Origin of the sequence: Deinococcus grandis (genome assembly GCF_001485435.1) — a bacterium.
Taxonomy (GTDB): Bacteria; Deinococcota; Deinococci; order Deinococcales; family Deinococcaceae; genus Deinococcus; species Deinococcus grandis.
On record NZ_BCMS01000002.1, the window covers coordinates 372537 to 389340 of the forward strand.

Below are 16804 nucleotides of genomic sequence, written 5' to 3' on the forward strand. Positions count from 1 at the left end.
AAGGAGAACAACGGGTTCCGGACGTGGAGCCGGCAATCCGGTGAAGTTCCGGATTGTTGGCGAAACAAACGGAATCCGTCTCACAGCAGAATTCAGAGGTATTGAGGGTATCCCTCGATACCTCTGAATCGAGCGGAGCGAGCACCTGATCAAAACAGCGGTTAGAAGTGGAATTGAAGGGCGTGGTGTTGGCCCTTCAATGCAACTGGAAACCGCTGTCAGAAGCGGTCGATGACGCTCACGCCCGTGCCGGGGAAGCGATCCATGGTCACCAGCGCCTCGATCCCCTCGGACAGTGTGAGGCGCGCGCCGATCAGCTCGGCGGGCCGCAGCTGCCCGGACTCGATCAGGCCCAGCATCCCCGGGTAGGTGTGGGCGGCCATGCCGTGACTGCCGTAGAGTTCCAGTTCGCGGGCGATCACGGCGTCCATCGGCAGGGCCGGGCGGCTCTGATCGCCCAGCAGCAGGCCCACCTGCACGTGCCGCCCGCGCCGCCGCAGGTTCGCGACCGAGTTGAACGCCGTCTGCGGGTGTCCCAGCGCGTCCAGTGACACGTGCGCGCCCCCGCCCGTGAGGTCCCGCACCGCCTGCACGGTGTCGGGGACGTGGCGGCTGTTCACCGTGACCTCCGCGCCCAGTTCACGGGCGCGAGCCAGCTTCGCGTCGTCGATGTCCACGGCCACCACGCGCGCGCCCAGCGCCCGGCCGATCATGACCGCCGACAGGCCCACCCCGCCGCAGCCGTGCACGGCCAGCCACTCGCCGCCCCGCACCCGGCCCTGCTGCGCGACCGCCCGGAACGACGTGGCGAAGCGGCAGCCCAGGCTGGCCGCCGTCACGAAATCCAGGCTGTCGGGCAGGCGCACCAGGTTCTGCTCGGCGTGGTGAATGCCCACGAACTGGGCGAACGAACCCCAGTGCGTGAAGCCCGGCTGGAACTGCCGCTCGCACACCTGCTGGTGCCCGGCCTGACACTCCGCGCAGCGGCCGCAGCCCGCCACGAACGGCAGCGTCACCCGGTCGCCGGGCCGCCAGCGGCGCACGTCCGCGCCGACCGCCACGACCGTCCCGGCGATCTCGTGCCCGGGGACATGCGGCAGGCGGATGTCCGGGTCGTGGCCCATCCAGCCGTGCCAGTCGCTGCGGCACACGCCGGTCGCGCCGACCTCCAGCACCACGCCGTCCGGGGTGGGGACCGGGTCGGGCACCGTGCGGAGTTCGGGTCGGGTCCGGAACTGCTCGTAGAGGGCGGCGCGCATGTGCGTCAGCGTACGCGCGCGCCCCGGTGTGCAGGTGCGCGTGGTCTGGACGCCGCCCGGAGCGGCCGCCGGGCCAAGTCATTGACGGGTAAATCACTTTACAAAACAAAGCGCTGCGTCTATGGTGGCGGGCATGTCCGACCTCAGCCACCTCTTCGAGCCCTACACCTTCCGCAGCGGCGTGCAGGTCCGTAACCGCCTCGCGCTGGCCCCCATGACCACCATCTCGGCCGACCCGGACGACAACGTCTCCGCGGCGGAACTCGAGTACATCGCCCGCCGCTCGACCGGCGTGGGCCTGGCCATCACCGCCGTCGCGTACGTCACGCCCGGCGGCAAGGGCTTCCCCGGCCAGATCGGCGCGGAACACGACGGCCGCCTGGACAGCCTGCGCGCCCTGGCCAGCCGCATCAAGGCGCAGGGCGCACGCGCCGTCCTGCAGATCTTCCACGCCGGGCACAACGCCCCACCCGAACTCGTCGGCGGTGACGTCACCTCCGCCAGCACCGTGCCCTCCCCGCAGCCGGGCCGCGGTGACGTCCCGGTCCGCGCCCTGAGCGGCGACGAGATCCGTGCGATCATCGCGGATTTCGGCCACGCCACGCGCCGCGCCGCCGAGGCCGGCTTCGACGGCGTGGAAATCCACGGCGCGAACGGGTACCTGATCCAGCAGTTCGTCTCCGGGCACAGCAACCGCCGCGACGACGAGTGGGGCGGCCCCATCGAGCGGCGCCTCGCGTTCCCCCTGGCCGTCATCGCCGAGGTCCGCCGCGCCGCCGCGCAGGCAGGCCCCCCCTTCCTGATCGGCTACCGCTTCTCGCCGGAAGAACCGCACGAGCAGGGCCTGACCATGCACGACACCTTCGCACTCCTCGACGCCCTGCGCGCCCAGGAACTGGACTACGTGCACGTCTCCCTGCAGGACTACGCCGGCATCCCCCGGCGCGGCGGGCACCCCGAACGCAGCCGCCTCACGCAGATCGCCGAGCGCCTGGGCGACACCCCCCTGATCGGCGTGGGCAACATCTGGACGGCGCAGGACGCCGCGCACGCCCTCGACCTGGGTGCGACCTTCGTCGCGCTGGGCCGCGCCCTGCTCCTCGAACCCGAATGGGTGCAGAAAGTCCAGGCCGGCCGCACCGACCTGCGCGGCACCTTCAGCCCCGACGACCGCGAGGCCCTGACCCTCCCGGAACCCATGTGGGGCATGCTGACCGGCTTCATGCTCAAAGACCGCCTGCAGGCCGCGCCGCACCCCGAACCCGTCACGGGCTGACCCAGAGGCCACCGGTCCTGGCGGCATCCGGCCTGCCTGGGCGCGGCTGCCCCTGGTGATAGCCGCGCCCGCAGGGCCGTGCGGCGGGCCGGTGTCATGAGCAGCTCCACCAGGCCGCCCGGTAGGGCCCGGACTGCGGTCAACCAGGTGCTGGAGACGATACGGAGAGTGTGGCGCCGTGAGGCCCTTCTCCCGAGGGCCGGATCATACCGGACCTCTTATCCCCGGACGACGTCACGCCCGGATCAGGCCAGGACATCCGGTTCAGTCCGCATGCCAGTGTCGTGGAGCGCAGGTGGGCCGTCAGTCACGCTTCGGCCAGCCAGTCCCGAACTGATCTGACATGCACGGCATCAGGTTTCTTATCCAGAATGAACTTTTTCACCTCCGCTGTTCGCTGATGTGTCAGGTGTTCCGTACGGTTCACGCATGACCACCCACGAACGCCCCGGACCCACAGCAGGTCAGCCGGACCGCTCCGCCACGGCCAGCATTCCGCGCAGCTGGCACAAATCCCAGCGGCTGACCGCCCTGCTCGCGGAACTCCAGGCCCGGCCGCAGACGACGGCGCAACTCGCAGTGACGTTCGGCGTCGGGCAGCGCAGCGTGCAGCGCGACCTCGACGCCCTGCGGCGCATGGGTCATCCTGTGCACGAACAGCCCCCCGGGCACTACGTCATTCCCCGCAACGGCACCCTGCTGCGCCCCACCGAAGTGCTCGCCGCCTTCACGGCGCTGCGCCTGGCCCATCACCACTCACCTGCGCTGGGTGGACACTACCGGCAGGCCCTCACCACCCTCTCCCTGGCGTTGCCGGAACGGGTGCGGCACACCCTCAACGCCAGCCTGCGGGGTGGCGGCGGCACCATGTTCACGGACCGGCAGATGGAAATCATCGGCGCGGCCTGGCTCGACGGCCGCGTGCTGCGCTTCGATCACCGCGAGGGCAACGGCATCCTGCGGACCGGACTGGACCTGTGCGTGCACTTCGTCGAGATCGCCCGCACGAACCTCGCGCCGTTCGTGATCGGCCTCAACCGCGCCAGCGGCCGCATGGAGACCTTCAAGCTGTCACGCATGACCAACCTGCACCTCCTCACCGAGTGCTACGAACCGGACCCCACCTTCGACCCGCAGGCGTACCTGTCCGACGCGTGGGGCGTGATCGGCCCGGGCGAGGGCGTCACCGTCACCGTGCGTTTCGACCCGGACGCCGCGTACCGCGTACTCGAGGGCGGGTTCCCGCAGGCCACCCTGATCCGCGGGGACGGCTTCGTGGACATCGAATTCTGCGCGGGGGTGGACGAGACGGGCCTGCCCCGCGAACTCATGCCGTTCCTGCTGTCCTGGGGGGCCCGCGCCGAGGTCCTGTCGCCGCCCGAGGTGCGCGGCGCGTGGCTCGCGGAGATGCGCGACGCGCTGTCCCGTTTCGATCACCCGGTGCAGGCCGCCGACTGACCGCCGAGGTGCAATGGCGTTGAGGGGTCCGCTCAGGGCCGCTGCACCGGGCAGAGCAGGAAGCCGCGGAACGATCTGTCAGTCCTCGCCCCCCAGCAGGAGGTCCTGTTCACGGTCCGTGACCCACGGGAAGGCATGCACGCCGCGCAGGAAGGCCGGAATGGGTTCCCCCACGCGCTGCAGGTTGAGGACGTCGTACGACCACGCGGCGCCGGGGTCGAGGCGGTAGCGGCCGTGCGCGTGCGTGACGCTGCCCGGCCAGCCCAGCCCGCCGCGCAGCTGCTGCACTGCCCGGGACGCCCGCTGCGCCCGTTGACGGGGTGTGCGGGGCGCGTCGTCCCGGACGGCGTCGGCCAGGGATTCGGCGTCCAGGGTGCCGCCCGCGTCAAGCAGCGCGACCAGGGCGACCAGCGCGAGGTCCGGGAGGGTGACGGGCCGCCCGTTGACGCGCACGTCCGGGTACCCGGCGGCGCGGACATCCACCCGCAGGGTGTCCTGGCGTGGCAGGGGGTGCGGTGCGTCCGGCCCGAGCAGCGTGAACAGGTCCGGCAGGGCGGAGGCTTCCTCGCGCAGCCACAGCAGGCGGGGATTCAGGGGCCGCAGCAGCTGCGCGGCGCGCGCGTGGTCCCCCTGCCGCCGGGCGAGTTCCGCGCGGACGATCTCGGCGCGGTCGGCGTCCTCGCTGACCAGCGGACCCGCGCGGCCGAGCAGGTCGGTGACATGCGCGGCTTCCAGGCGCGGGAGGCTGACGTGCGCGGCGGCGAGGTCCACGAACACCCAGCTCTGACCGCTGTCCCGCTCGGCCGGAAGGGTCACGGCGGCCTGCGTGAGCCACTCGATGGCGCGCAGGTTCTGGCCGCGCATGCGGGCCGTGTGGCCCAGACCCCGGCGGGCCTGTTGCAGGTGATAGAGGTTCCCTTCCTGCTCGGCGCGGGTCAGGGTCTGCGTGTACAGCGCCTCGGCGCGGTTCCAGTCGCCCCCCGCGCGCAGCACGGCGGCCAGTCCGTTGCGGCCCGACCCCCGGTGCGCCGGGTCGAGCCGCACGCACGCCTCGAAGCAGTCCTGCGCCTGATCCAGTTCGGCGTGGTGCAGGTGCGCGTAGCCCTTGGTGCTCATCACCCAGCCTTCCATGGCCTGACCGCGCGCCTCGAGCGCCGCCGTGGCCAGGAGTTCGATGGCGTGCGCGTGCCGCCCGGTGAACAGCTGACACACGCTGAATTCCACGGTGGTCAGCGTGCGGGCGCGGCCGTCGCTGAGGCGGATGGCGGCGCGGTAGTCGTCCTCCCAGCCGGGTGTTTTCAGGTGGTGCCGGGCCTGGGCGCGGGCGCGCAGCGCGAGCCCCTGCTCGTAACCGGTCAGGCGCGAGGTGTCCCGCAGGGCAAGTTCAGCGTGATGCAGGGCGTCTTCGTGGCGTTTATCCTGCGCGAGGCGCCACGCGAGCATGACATGCGCGCTGGGTGCCGTGACGGGCCGCTGCGCGTAGGTCCGCGCGACCCGTTCCAGTTCCGGCTGCCGGGGGACGTTCACGTGCAGGCGCAGGTGCAGCCGCGCCGCCGCGAGGTCGTCCGGTTCGGCGGGGGGCATGCTCTCGAACCAGCCCAGCAGTTGCGTGAAGCGCTCGCCGGTCCGCGCAGCGTGAAAGGCGGCCTCGATGGTCCGGCGAGCCAGGTCCCACTGCCCGCTCCCGATCAGGGCCGCAATGGACTCGTCGAAGGCGCTGTCACGTTGCGTGGACCGGCTGGGCACGCGCGCATCCTAGGCCACCAGACTGCACGGTCAGATGAGTCCCGCGTTCCTGAGTGAGGGAACACCGGCCCTTCTGATGACTGGCATTTGTGCTCACCGGGTCTCCGTCCAGCCACTACCTATTGATAGCGGCATAAATTCGCATTCATGAGCTGATGAGGCAAGTCGATATACCGAACCCGCTGCCAAGCCGTCACAAGCTTTGCTTGCAGCTCCGAGACCGAGCGGGCACAGAAGTTCCCCAGCATATTGCGCTTCACATACGCCCACACCAGCTCGATCGGGTTCAACTCCGGCGCATAGGGTGGCAAAAACACCAGCGACAGGCGTTCGTGGAGACCCACGAACGCCTGTGTTGCCTTCGCCCGGTGGATCCCGGCGTTATCCAGCACCACCACGATCTCCCCCTGAACGTGGCGGAGCAGGTGCTGGAAGAATCGGATGACGTCCCCACTCCGAATCGCCCCAGACTTCGTCTGCTGGAAGAACCGCCCATCCGACGTGATCGCACCGATGGTCGAGAGTTTCTCCCAATTGGCCGGGAGCGTGACCAGGGGCGTCACGCCCCTGGTCGACCACGTGCGCCGTCGTACGCCTTTCAGCGAGAACCCGACCTCATCCAGATACACCAGGGTCGCGCCCTCAGCGACCTTTTTTTCCCAACTCCGGTGCGACCTGTTCTTTCCAGGACGCGATCCGGAGTTCATTGCGCTCTGCCGCCCGCCCATCCGGCATTTGCGGCGTGAAACCCAACTGGCGAAGGATTTTTCGGACGTGGTCGTGGTGATACCACACGTCAAAGTGACGTCCGATCAGATCAGTGACCCGACGTGTCGTCCACGTCGGATCAGGGAACCCGTGGTGCACCGCACCCTCCCGCAGGAAGGTGCGCAATTGTTCGTGTTGTGCCGCTGTGAGCCGCGAGGTTGCGCCACTGGCAATGGTGGCCTTCAAGCCACCATTGCGTCGTAGTCGTGCTTTCCAGGTGTAGACCGTATGGACGGAGACACCGAAGTGATTCGCAATCTCTTGGTTCCGATGGGTTCCGCGTTCAATCCATGCGAGAGCGGCGAGGCGGCGCTCCTCGAGTTGAGCGCGGGAGTAGTGGGTCGGTTGCCAACCGGGCATGTGGCCAGTCTATCAACTCAGATCTTCGCCGTGATCAATATATGTGTTTTACAGATACGAGATGTGATCCTGATTCGATCCCCGCCTGTTGCGTGATAGATACCTCACTGCCATTCGACAGGTCTGAGCCGGCGCAGAAGAACAGATCGAATGGGTGACGATGACCTGCCGACTGTGCCGGGCGGCCTGGACCTGCTGCGGCTGGCCTTCGAGAACCTGTTCGGGAACGCCATCAAGTACACCGCGGGCCGCGTGCAGGCACGGATCGAGCTGGGGGTCACGACTGCCTGCCCTGACCCAGTGGTCTACATGCAGGAAGACGGGGTCGGATTCGATCCGCGGTACGTGGATCGCCTGTTCGACGAGAAGGCATTCCAAGTGATCGGAATGAGTCTCGTGAACGTGCAGCAGATCATCGAACGGCACGGCAGGACCGTCTACCAAGAGTTTCCAGGCAGGAAAAAAGCTCGACGAGAACGAAGGCCCAAGAGGGAGGGGATTGAACTTCCCCGGTCTCATGGGCCTTCATGCGAAGTGACTATGCCTCGCACCCCCAGCCTATCGCGAAGCGTCATCACGGCGCTGCTGAACCGAGCCACCAGCATCAGTGCCGTCGTCCCCTACGGCACCGTCGGGAAAAGCACCCTGTGCCAATCCCTGGCGCAGGAGACCTTCGCGTCCACAGCTGATCTCAAACGTCGAGCCAGGAACGCGCCCGATGGCGCGTTCCTGGCCGTTGATTTCGTCATGGTGCCTCACGCCGGGGTGGAGATGGAAGGCGTGACCTACCACTACAGCGGTCAGGCCCACACCCGACTCGGTCATCAATTCACCTCAGCGGCCCTCGTCAAGTTCGGCGAAGATCCGGTGCCGCTCCTGGAGCGCTTCAAGGTCTCCCAGAGGCTCGAAACATCCCAGTATCCCTATCGCACCGCCACGCAGGAGATGATCCACACCGTCAACGCGTGCCGCACGGCCGGTGTGCCGATCGCGGGGCTCTTGCTGGACGGAGAGTTCGGTCGAGATGCCGCCGTGACTTTCAGTCAAGAAACCCAGATCGCCGTGCTCATCCGGGCGAAAGCGTCGATGACGGTGCAGTTTGAGGGTGAGTCCCTCACCCTCGATGCCCTGGGCCAGAAGTTTCCGCCACAACGTTGCCACCCGTACGACGCGTTCGGGTGGCGAGTCCGTCGCCTGCGCGTGTCACGTGAGGTGGGTGACTTCGATGTCCTCATCGTGTGGCGCAAGGTGCATGGTGAATGGACCCGGTTTTTCCTGTTCAAGACCTGTTGCGCAGTAGAGGTCGGAGCAGGTAGGTTCAAGGGTGTTGCGGCTTGAGAAGCTGAAATCCAGGGGCGGTCCTTTGAACGGCTGGTGGGGTGCGTACGCTGGTGAAATCCGGCGGGCGGCGCTGGAGTTATCCGGCACGTCCCGCTGGATGAAATCGGCACCCTGCGCTGGGCGAATCCGGCACCCTCTGCTGGATGTCGGCACCCGACACGTACACGAGACTCCCTTGGTCATCCTGAAGGATGACCAGAAAGCGAGCGTCTATGCGAAAAATCAGAGAAGTCTTGCGCTTGAAGTTGGACCTCAAACTGAGCGACCACCAGGTCGGGCAGAGTGTCGGTCTGGCGCGCAACACGGTTCAGGACTACCTCATCCGAGCGAAACAGGCCGGGCTGACCTGGCCACTTCCCCCTGACCTGGATGACCACCAGCTTGAACAGCAACTGTTCAAGCAACAGGATCAGGCGGCGCAGCGTGCCGTGCACATTCCCGATTGGGCTGCACTGGACCGAGAACTCCGGCGCAAAGGCGTTACACGCCAACTCCTGTGGGAAGAATATCGGCGCCAGCATCCCGATGGCTGGCAGTACGCGACGTTCAACGAACACTACCGTCACTGGAAAGCCGCGAGCGGTTTGACCATGCGTCAAACCCACCGAGCAGGGGAAAAACTCTTCGTCGACTACGCCGGACTGACCGTGCCCATCACGGATCCAAAAACCGGAAAAGTAAGTGCAGGACAGGTGTTTGTGGCGACCCTGGGAGCCAGTGACTATACCTACGCGGAAGTCACACGCACGCAGAGCGTTCCGGACTGGATTGCCTCGCATGTCCGTGCCCTGGCGTTTTTCGGCGGTGTCCCGGACATCATCGTTCCTGACAACCTCAAGGCTGGCGTGCACCACGCCAGCCGCTACGAACCTGAGCTGAACCGCACCTATCAGGAGTTTGCCCAGCACTACGATGTCGCGATCATTCCGACCCGGGTTCGTAAGCCCAAAGACAAGGCCCTGGTCGAAGTGCATGTGCAAATCGTGGAACGCCGGATTCTGGCGCCCCTTCGTGATCGGGTGTTGTTCAGCGTGTCGGAAGCGAATGCACTGATCTGGGCGCTGGTCGAGGCACTGAATCAGCAACCGTTTCAGAAACGACCCGGCAGTCGGCGCAGTGAGTTCGAAGCCCTGGATCGCCCCCTACTCCGCCCTTTACCCATCCAACCGTTCGAAATTGCGGAGTGGAAGCAGGCTGTGGTGGGGCTGGATTACCACGTCGTCGTCCTGGGGCACGCCTATAGCGTGCCCCACCTGCACGCCAGGACGCGGGTGGATGTTCGCCTGACTCCGCAGCTCATCGAAATCTACCGGGCAGGACAGCGGATCGCCGTGCACCACCGGGTGTCAGAGGAGCACGGCAGGACGATGCGGCACACGACATTGGCGGAACATATGCCGACCCATCATCGGCAGCTCGCTGCTCTGAACGCGGATGCCTTGATCCAGCAAGCCCAAGCCATTGGTGAACAGACCGCCGCGCTGGTCTGCGCCATTTTCGATGGTGAACAGCATCCTGAACAGCAAAAACGCACGGTGTTGGGCATTCTCCGGTTGCACCGTGAATATGGCGCGCGGCTTCCAGCCGCGCGCCGCCGTGCCCTGTTTTTGCAGGCCCACAGCCTGCAGAGCGTCCGTTCCATCCTGAAGCACCGCCTGGACGAGGCCGAACTGCCCGCGGCCTCTGAGGTGCTGCCCGTGGCGGTTCACAGCAATCTCCGTGGCCCGCAGTACTTCGCCGATCTCGACGAACCCGACACGGACCGCGTGTTGAATTGAGGTTTTGATGCTCCTGCACCCTGTGATTCAACAACTCCGCACGCTCAAACTCGATGGCATGGCCCTGGCGCTTCAGGAACAGCAGGAACAGGCCAGCATCCGCGAACTGAGCTTCGAAGAACGCTTGACCCTCCTGTTGGAACGCGAGCGCGTGATTCGGGATACCAAAGGCATGCAGCGCCGCCTGTCGGCGGCGCGGCTGAAACAGAACGTCAGCATGGAGGAGGTGGATGTCAAACATCCACGTGGGCTCGACGCCAAACTGTTCAGGTCACTTCACAGCGGGCAATGGATCGCCGAAAAGAGAGGTGTCATCATCACCGGCCCGACGGGGGTCGGCAAGACGTTCATTGGGTGTGCCCTGGCACACCAGGCCTGCCGCCAGGGGTTTACCGCGCTGTACGCACAAACAGGACGACTGCTTGGGGACATGACGCTGGCCAAAGGCGACGGGCGGTACCTGAAGTTGCTCGCTCACCTGGCCAAGGTGCAGGTGCTGATTCTGGACGACTGGGGGCTGGATGTGCCGACGCCAGAAGGCAGAAGAATTCTCCTGGAGATTCTGGATGACCGCTATGAGCGGTCATCCACCATCATCACCAGTCAATTTCCGACGTCGGCCTGGCACGCCAATCTGGGTGATCCGACACTGGCGGACGCGATCTTGGATCGCGTCCTGCATCACGCCTACCGGATTGAATTGAAGGGAGAAAGTCTGCGGAAGAGGTCGCGTCACTTGACCCCATCAGCCGTCAGCCTTTCATAATGGACACAGCTCGTCTGCCGTGGGGGAGAGTGCCGGATAACCTCAGCATGAGGTGCCGGATAACTCCAGCGGCGACTGCCGGATTAGCCAGCATACGCATGGGGTTGAGTCCTGCCGAGTTCGACCAGCTGCTGATTGAACTGGAGCCCTTGTGGGAACGGAGTCATCACCGCTCCCTTGCCCGCGCCGGACGGGTCCGGCGCATCGGAGCGGGCAACACCTTCAAGCTCGACCTCAGCCAGCGACTGCTGGTCACGCTGCATCTATCTGCGACAGTACTTCACCATGCACGTTCTGGGCATCCTGTTCGATCTGGACGCGGCGAACATCTGCCGGAACATCCACGCCCTGCTGCCGGTCCTGGAGCAGGCGTTGCCTGCTCCCCTCCGTCCCCGGACGCTCCAGGCCGAGCCGGATAACGCTCCTGGAGGGGTGAGCAGGTAGAACCACAGGACAGCGTGGAGTGATGAGCAACGAGATCGGGAAGATGGAGTGGTCTGCAGCCAACTCCCTCTTCCCGACGCACTGATGATACGCCCCGATGCCCGTATTGGCCTGACTACACGATTGGCAAAAAATTGTACGCTAAGCGAAAAGCCTTCACTCAGTCGGTGTTTTTCGCTTAAGGGGAATGCGATGTCTCGAACTTACGTGACTCTCCTGCTGGGGAGTTCGCTCCTGCTCATCACGACGTCCTGTCAGGACCGGCGGTCACATCAATTGAAACGGCTGACAGCTGCAGAAGCCATTCAGGTGTGCCAGAACGGCCTGCAACAGATGCTGGAGAAGGACAGCGTGGAGTACGGGGCGATTCAAGCCAGTGTGCTGGGGCAACCCCAAGTCTCGGGGCAGGATTGGTCCATAGATTTTGCGTTGGTCCCAGGTCGCCCGAAACGATACATGCAGTGCGTCGCCAAATTCGGCGGGGGTGTCTCCATCACCCTCAAAAACGCACTCCAGTAATGGGCTTGACCTTTACCCAGTCGAGTTTTTTCTATCGTTCACCCGGTGACTGATGTCCATCACGGTGTTTTTGCTCAGATGAAGTTCCGCTGCGATCGCCCGATAGGACTTGCCCTCTCGTTTCAGCGCCATGACCCGAGTTTCGTAGCGGTCCGCTTTCACTCGCTGTCCTTTCTGGCGCCCGAACTTCACGCCTCGTTCCTGCGCCGCCGCGATTCCTGAACGGATGCGTTCCCGCAGGAGGTCGCGTTCAAACTCCGCCAGCGCGGACATCAAGGACGCGAACAGTTTGCCCTGGGGCGAACGGAGGTCGAACTGCAAGCCGGTCTGCGCCACGAGACTGACCCCGTACGTTTCCAACTCCTGCAGCGTGTGCAGGAGGTCGGTCGTCGACCGACCCCACCGGGTCAATTCCGTGACCAACACCGCTTCAATCCGGCGGTCACGCGCGAGTTGGATGACCTTCGTCCGCTCACTCCGTGCAGTGACCGTTCCGGAGGCCGTCTCCGTGAAGACGGCCACCACTTTGAATCCCCCTCGCTCGGCGAACGCCTGAAGGTCACGCGCCTGGCGCTCGCAGGATTGATCGCCAGTCGAGACCCGGCAGTACAGGGCGGCACTCCGCAGCTGTCCCATTTGAACCCTCCTCATTTCAGAGGTGAAAAACGTCGTGTCGGTCACGCGCAGAAGGTGTCCCACTGAAGGTATACCTTCAGTGGGACAATGCCCCCCAGTCGAATTCGCCCCGCGCTGCTCACCCCGGCCCAGCGCCTGCAATTCACCGCGTTCCCGGACCTCACGGAGCACCTGATCGCGCGGTACTACACCCTAACCGACGAGGAACTGACCTGGGTGCTGGACCGCCGGCGTGACGCCAACCGACTCGGCTTCGCGGTACAACTCACGGTGCTCAAGCACCTGGGACGGGGCCTGGACGTCGGTGAAATACCCCCTGAGGCCGTGCTGGCCTGTCTGGGCGAACAGCTGAACATCGATCCGGCCAAATTTGACGTGTATGCCCGCCGGGACGCCACCCGGCGGGAGCATTTCGGCGAACTCTGCGACCAGCTGGGGTACCGGGCACTGTCGGTCGACCTCAACCGGGCGCTGCGCGCCTGGTTGATCCCCATGGCGGTCGCGACCCCGCAACCCTTTGCCCTGATGAGCGCCCTGCTGGACGAACTCCGCCGCCGGAAGATTCTCGTGCCGAGAATCAGCGTCCTGGAGCGCATCGTGACCCAGGCCCGCACCCAGGCGGAGCAGGCCGTGCACCACCTCCTGGGAGAGATCGTCGCGGGGCACGAAGACGCGCTGGACGCGCTGCTGCAGGTTCCGCAGGATCATGCGATGGCGCCCTACACGCGCCTCAAACAGTGGCCCAGTCAGGCCAAACCCTCGAACTTCCTGAAGTTGATCGAGCGGCTTCACTTCGTCCGCCAGTTCCCCGTGAATGACGGGCGACTCGCAGCACTCCCGGAAAGTCGCCTGAGCGGGCTGGCGGCGGAAGGGAAACGGCTCAGTGCCGCGAGTCTGGCCGAATACGCGCCGGCCAAACGGCGAGCCGTGATCTTCGCGCGTCTGGTCGATGTGGCCCAGACCCTGACGGACGACCTGCTGGACATGCACGACCGGCTGATGCTGACGTACCTGCGGGAGAGCGAGCGGGCCAGCATGCAGGAATACCAGGCGAGTGGGCAGGCGCTCGTGGAGCGCCTGCAGACCTTCGAACAGGTCTGCGCCGCCCTGGTCCATGCGCGCACCGAACACCTCGATCCGTATCAGGCCGTCGAACGCGTGCTGCCGTGGGGCCAGCTGGTCGCCTCGGTGAATGACCATGACGCGGCACAACATCTGCGGCAACTGGATCCCCTGCAGCATCTGGCACGGTCGTTTCAGAGGGTCATACGGACTCCGGTTGAAAGGTTTGCAAAATCTTTCAACCCGAGCGGATGCGAGAACGAGCAAAGCGGGTTCCGGACGTGGAGCTGGCAATCCGGTGAAGTTCCGGATTGTCAGCGAAACAAACGGAATCCGTATCAGAACGTATGCCGGCCGTCTGCTGGAGGCGCTGGAGTTCCGGGCGACGCCGTCCGCGACGCCGCTCCTGCGGGCCATCGACGCGCTGAAAACGATGTACAGGGACGGGAAGCGAACGCTTCCCGACGCGGTCCCACTGCGATTTGTGCGGCCCAGATGGGCCGCCTTCGTGATGGACGACCGGAAGATCAACCGCCCGTACTACGAACTGTGCGTCCTGGACGAGCTGCGCCTGACGCTCCGAGCCGGAGACATCTGGGTGGATGGCAGTCGGAAGTACCGTGATCTGGAGGAGTACCTGCTGCCCCAGGACGTCTGGCAGGACAAACTGGCTGAACTGTCGCTGGGGTTGCCCGAGACCTTCGACGCCTACTGGCAGGAGCGAGGAGCACGGCTGCGCGAGACCCTGGAAGACGTCAGCACGGGCCTCTCCAGAAAGGAACTGGTTGACGTCTCTGCCACGCGGGGCCGAATCAAGGTCACACCACAGAAGAAACTGGTTCCACCGCAGGTGGAACCACTCGCCCGGCAGCTCGCGGCCCGCATCCCACGCGTCAAAATTACCGATCTCGTTCAGCAGGTGGCCGCCTGGACTGGCTGCGCGGACTGTTTCACGGATCTGCGCTCCGGCAGCACCGTGCAGAAGCGCCACCACCTGCTCACCGCCCTGCTGGCCGAGGGGCTCAACTTGGGCATGACCAAGATGGCCGAAGCCGTGACCGACCCCGACATCACCGCCCGGCGGCTGATGTACCTGGGGGACTGGTACCTGCGCGACGAGACCTATACAGCGGCGCTGGCCGAAGTAGTGAACTTCCAGAACACGCAGCCGCTGGCGGCCTACTGGGGCGACGGCACCACGTCCAGTTCCGACGGGCAACGGTTCCCCGTCGGTGGGCACGGTCGAAAATTCGGTCACCTGAACGCGAAATACGGGCGGGAACCTGGAATCCTCTTCTACACACACGTCTCGGATCAGTACGCACCGTTCCATACCAAAGCCATCACGGCCAACGTCCGGGATGCGCTGCTGTCGTCGGCGGACTAAAAATGACCAGTAGTGGCGGATAGGAATTGACCATGCCCCGGTTCAAGCCCCCCACGATCTGCGATTCACTACGAATCGGAGGTCGGCATGCTCGGAGGCGCACAGGTGCGGCACATCATTGAGCTCAAGGCGGCAGGTCAATCCATCAGCGGCATCGCCAAAACGCTGGACATCAGTCGAAACACCGTCAAGAAATACCTGCGTGAACCCGGCCTCCCTCAGCCGCGTCCCCGGAAACCGCGAGGCAGCAAACTGGCCCCCTTCACAGGGTTTTTGACCACGCGGATCGAGGCAGGCGTCCTCAACGCCGTGGTGTGATCTGTCAAGGGTTTGGTGGAGCCTCAGTTCAGGATGTAAGCCTGCTCCTCGAAGGCCGTCGGTGACTGATACCCCAACGACGAGTGACGACGGCGACGGTTATAGAACACTTCAATCCACTCGAACACCTCTGTCCGTGTCTGGGCACGGTCCCACTGCGCTTCGCCAAGCCCCATCTCCGTCTTCAATGTCGCAAAAAAGCTTTCCTGGACAGCGTTATCCCAGCATTCTCCTGCCTCGCTCATACTCTGAACGGCCTGCAATCTGTCCAGCGCCTGCTGGTACACATCGCTCGTATACTGGCTCCCTCGATCCGAATGATGCAGGAGTCCGCCTGGTGGGTTCCGACGAGCCACCGCCATCTCCAACGCCGCTGTGACCAGCGGCGTCTGAAGTCGCTCATTCAGCGCCCAGCCGACAATTTTCCTCGAGTACAGGTCCATGACCGTCGCCAGGTACAACCAGCCTTCACGGGTGGGGACATACGTGATGTCCGTGACCCACTTCYGATTCGGGCCGTCCGCAGTGAACACCCGATCAAGAATGTTTTCTGCGACTGGGCGCGAAGATTTCGCCTTCGTCGTCGTCCGGAACTTCCGCTTTCCACGCGCGACAAGCTGTGCTTGTCGCATGAGCCGCCTGATCCGCTGACGACTGACCTGCTCTCCCTGTGCCTTCAGGTCGGCTTGGATGCGCAGCGCCCCGTATGTTCCCCGGCTTTCCTCGAAGCTGGTCCTGATTTTCTCGATCAGCACGCGGTCTTTTGAGATCCTCTTGCTCTCCGGCCTTCCCCGCGCAGCGTAGTACCCGCTGATGCTCACGTCCAGAATCCGGCACATCAGCTCGACTGGAAACTCGTCGTGGTGCCGCTCGATGAACCTGAAGATCAGGGTTGCTTGGCGAAGAAGCGGCCAAGCCCCATACGGGTGCTGTTCTGGCCAAGACAGGCCAGCGCTTTTTTCAGGATATCCCGTTCCTGTCGTGCAATTTCCAGCTCCCGCTCCAGTTCCTTAAGGCGAGCCTCCTGTGGTGAAAGGGCGGGGATTCCCCGCCCGGTGAAGGCTGGGCGGCCGGAGGCCGTCTGGGTGTCCTGCTGCTGCTTCCACCGGACGACGTAGTGAGGGGGAACGCCGAGATCGCGGGCAATCTGGGCGCAACTCTTTCCGGTCGTGCGAACCAACCGGACGGCTTCTTGTTTGAACTCAGCGGTGAATTGCTGCTTGGGTACGGACATTCTGTCCTCCAGTGTGGATCACACTGAACTTACCCTCCACCAAACTCTATCCAGTTCAAACCGAGTTAACCCCATCCCAGTACCACATCATCTACGTGATGCCGCAACTGTCGATGTTCATGTACCTCGTGCTGTCCAGGGACCGCGCCAACCTCGCCATGGCCCGCTTCAAACTCAAGGTAATTGCCGGAACCATGACCCTCTGACCGCACATTCCAGAGGTGGACAGGACGCCCGTGCATATGTCTGAACCCCGCCGACCCGTCGAGATGCGCCGCACAGCGAGCACCTGAGACACGAAGCGGACAACGGTGTATCGCTGGAGACAAGAGCATGCCCTGGGGCCCACTGGACATCGCTCTGACCTCCTCGGTCACCCACCGCCGGGGGGGGCCGCTCCTTCAGCACTTGATCAACGGACGTAGAGTGGTTTTCAGGGCTGGACGACCTAA

Annotated in this window: 13 protein-coding genes and 2 pseudogenes; 10 read left to right on the plus strand and 5 right to left on the minus strand. The window is 64.7% G+C overall.

The window, feature by feature from the left end:
• Nucleotides 1-218 precede the first annotated feature (218 nt).
• On the minus strand, nt 219-1259 hold the full coding sequence (locus DEIGR_RS17055) for a zinc-dependent alcohol dehydrogenase family protein (protein WP_058979303.1): 1041 nt from the start codon (nt 1257-1259) through the stop codon (nt 219-221).
• A 133-nt stretch (nt 1260-1392) separates the two neighbouring features.
• On the opposite strand from DEIGR_RS17055, the gene DEIGR_RS17060 reads away from it, so the two are divergent.
• Both DEIGR_RS17060 and DEIGR_RS17065 read left to right on the plus strand, forming a co-directional pair.
• On the plus strand, nt 1393-2535 hold the full coding sequence (locus DEIGR_RS17060; RefSeq protein ID WP_058979305.1) for an NADH-dependent flavin oxidoreductase: 1143 nt from the start codon (nt 1393-1395) through the stop codon (nt 2533-2535).
• 429 nt (nt 2536-2964) lie between these two features.
• The gene (locus tag DEIGR_RS17065; protein ID WP_058979306.1) at nt 2965-3993 is read left to right on the plus strand and encodes a helix-turn-helix transcriptional regulator; all 1029 of its coding nucleotides are present in this window, start codon (nt 2965-2967) and stop codon (nt 3991-3993) included.
• Between the two features lie 78 nt (nt 3994-4071).
• On the opposite strand, the gene DEIGR_RS17070 is transcribed toward DEIGR_RS17065, so the two are convergent.
• Nucleotides 4072-5739 carry a tetratricopeptide repeat protein gene (locus DEIGR_RS17070; RefSeq protein WP_058979307.1) on the minus strand — a complete coding sequence of 556 codons (1668 nt, stop codon included), beginning with the start codon at nt 5737-5739 and terminating at the stop codon, nt 4072-4074.
• Nucleotides 5740-5858: 119 nt separating this feature from the next.
• A protein-coding gene (locus tag DEIGR_RS19900; RefSeq protein ID WP_153013898.1) for an IS630 family transposase occupies nt 5859-6867 on the minus strand; the annotation gives its coding sequence in 2 pieces (ribosomal slippage) (nt 5859-6398 and nt 6400-6867; 1008 coding nt in all).
• Nucleotides 6868-7017: 150 nt separating this feature from the next.
• Between DEIGR_RS19900 and DEIGR_RS17080 the strand changes: the two genes are divergently transcribed.
• The 5 genes and pseudogenes from DEIGR_RS17080 to DEIGR_RS17095 all read left to right on the plus strand — a co-directional run bounded on the left by DEIGR_RS17080 (nt 7018) and on the right by DEIGR_RS17095 (nt 11715).
• Nucleotides 7018-8205: an ATP-binding protein gene (locus tag DEIGR_RS17080; protein ID WP_058979310.1), complete on the plus strand. Its 1188-nt coding sequence runs from the start codon at nt 7018-7020 to the stop codon at nt 8203-8205.
• Nucleotides 8206-8420: 215 nt separating this feature from the next.
• Nucleotides 8421-9986 carry an IS21 family transposase gene (istA, locus tag DEIGR_RS17085; RefSeq protein ID WP_153013899.1) on the plus strand — a complete coding sequence of 522 codons (1566 nt, stop codon included), beginning with the start codon at nt 8421-8423 and terminating at the stop codon, nt 9984-9986.
• Nucleotides 9987-9993: 7 nt separating this feature from the next.
• The gene (istB, locus tag DEIGR_RS17090; protein ID WP_058979396.1) at nt 9994-10752 is read left to right on the plus strand and encodes an IS21-like element helper ATPase IstB; all 759 of its coding nucleotides are present in this window, start codon (nt 9994-9996) and stop codon (nt 10750-10752) included.
• 98 nt (nt 10753-10850) lie between these two features.
• A pseudogene (locus DEIGR_RS21350) lies at nt 10851-11178 on the plus strand (helix-turn-helix domain-containing protein); the annotation flags it as partial.
• Nucleotides 11179-11403: 225 nt separating this feature from the next.
• Nucleotides 11404-11715, plus strand: coding sequence for a hypothetical protein (locus DEIGR_RS17095; protein ID WP_147363315.1), 312 nt, complete (start codon nt 11404-11406; stop codon nt 11713-11715).
• Nucleotides 11716-11727: 12 nt separating this feature from the next.
• On the opposite strand, the gene DEIGR_RS17100 is transcribed toward DEIGR_RS17095, so the two are convergent.
• Nucleotides 11728-12396 carry a recombinase family protein gene (locus DEIGR_RS17100; RefSeq protein ID WP_236704921.1) on the minus strand — a complete coding sequence of 223 codons (669 nt, stop codon included), beginning with the start codon at nt 12394-12396 and terminating at the stop codon, nt 11728-11730.
• A gap of 42 nt (nt 12397-12438) precedes the next feature.
• On the opposite strand from DEIGR_RS17100, the gene DEIGR_RS19910 reads away from it, so the two are divergent.
• The 3 genes from DEIGR_RS19910 to DEIGR_RS17115 all read left to right on the plus strand — a co-directional run bounded on the left by DEIGR_RS19910 (nt 12439) and on the right by DEIGR_RS17115 (nt 15118).
• On the plus strand, nt 12439-14037 hold the full coding sequence (locus DEIGR_RS19910; RefSeq protein WP_083524265.1) for a DUF4158 domain-containing protein: 1599 nt from the start codon (nt 12439-12441) through the stop codon (nt 14035-14037).
• Nucleotides 13925-14800 carry a Tn3 family transposase gene (locus tag DEIGR_RS17110; RefSeq protein ID WP_058979317.1) on the plus strand — a complete coding sequence of 292 codons (876 nt, stop codon included), beginning with the start codon at nt 13925-13927 and terminating at the stop codon, nt 14798-14800. Before DEIGR_RS19910 ends, DEIGR_RS17110 begins: the two co-directional genes overlap by 113 nt.
• Before the next feature lie 87 nt (nt 14801-14887).
• Entirely contained in the window at nt 14888-15118 is a 231-nt protein-coding gene (locus DEIGR_RS17115; RefSeq protein ID WP_058979319.1) for a helix-turn-helix domain-containing protein, read from the plus strand.
• Between the two features lie 23 nt (nt 15119-15141).
• On the opposite strand, the pseudogene DEIGR_RS17120 reads toward DEIGR_RS17115, so the two are convergent.
• A pseudogene (locus DEIGR_RS17120) lies at nt 15142-16352 on the minus strand (IS3 family transposase).
• Nucleotides 16353-16804: the final 452 nt, after the last annotated feature.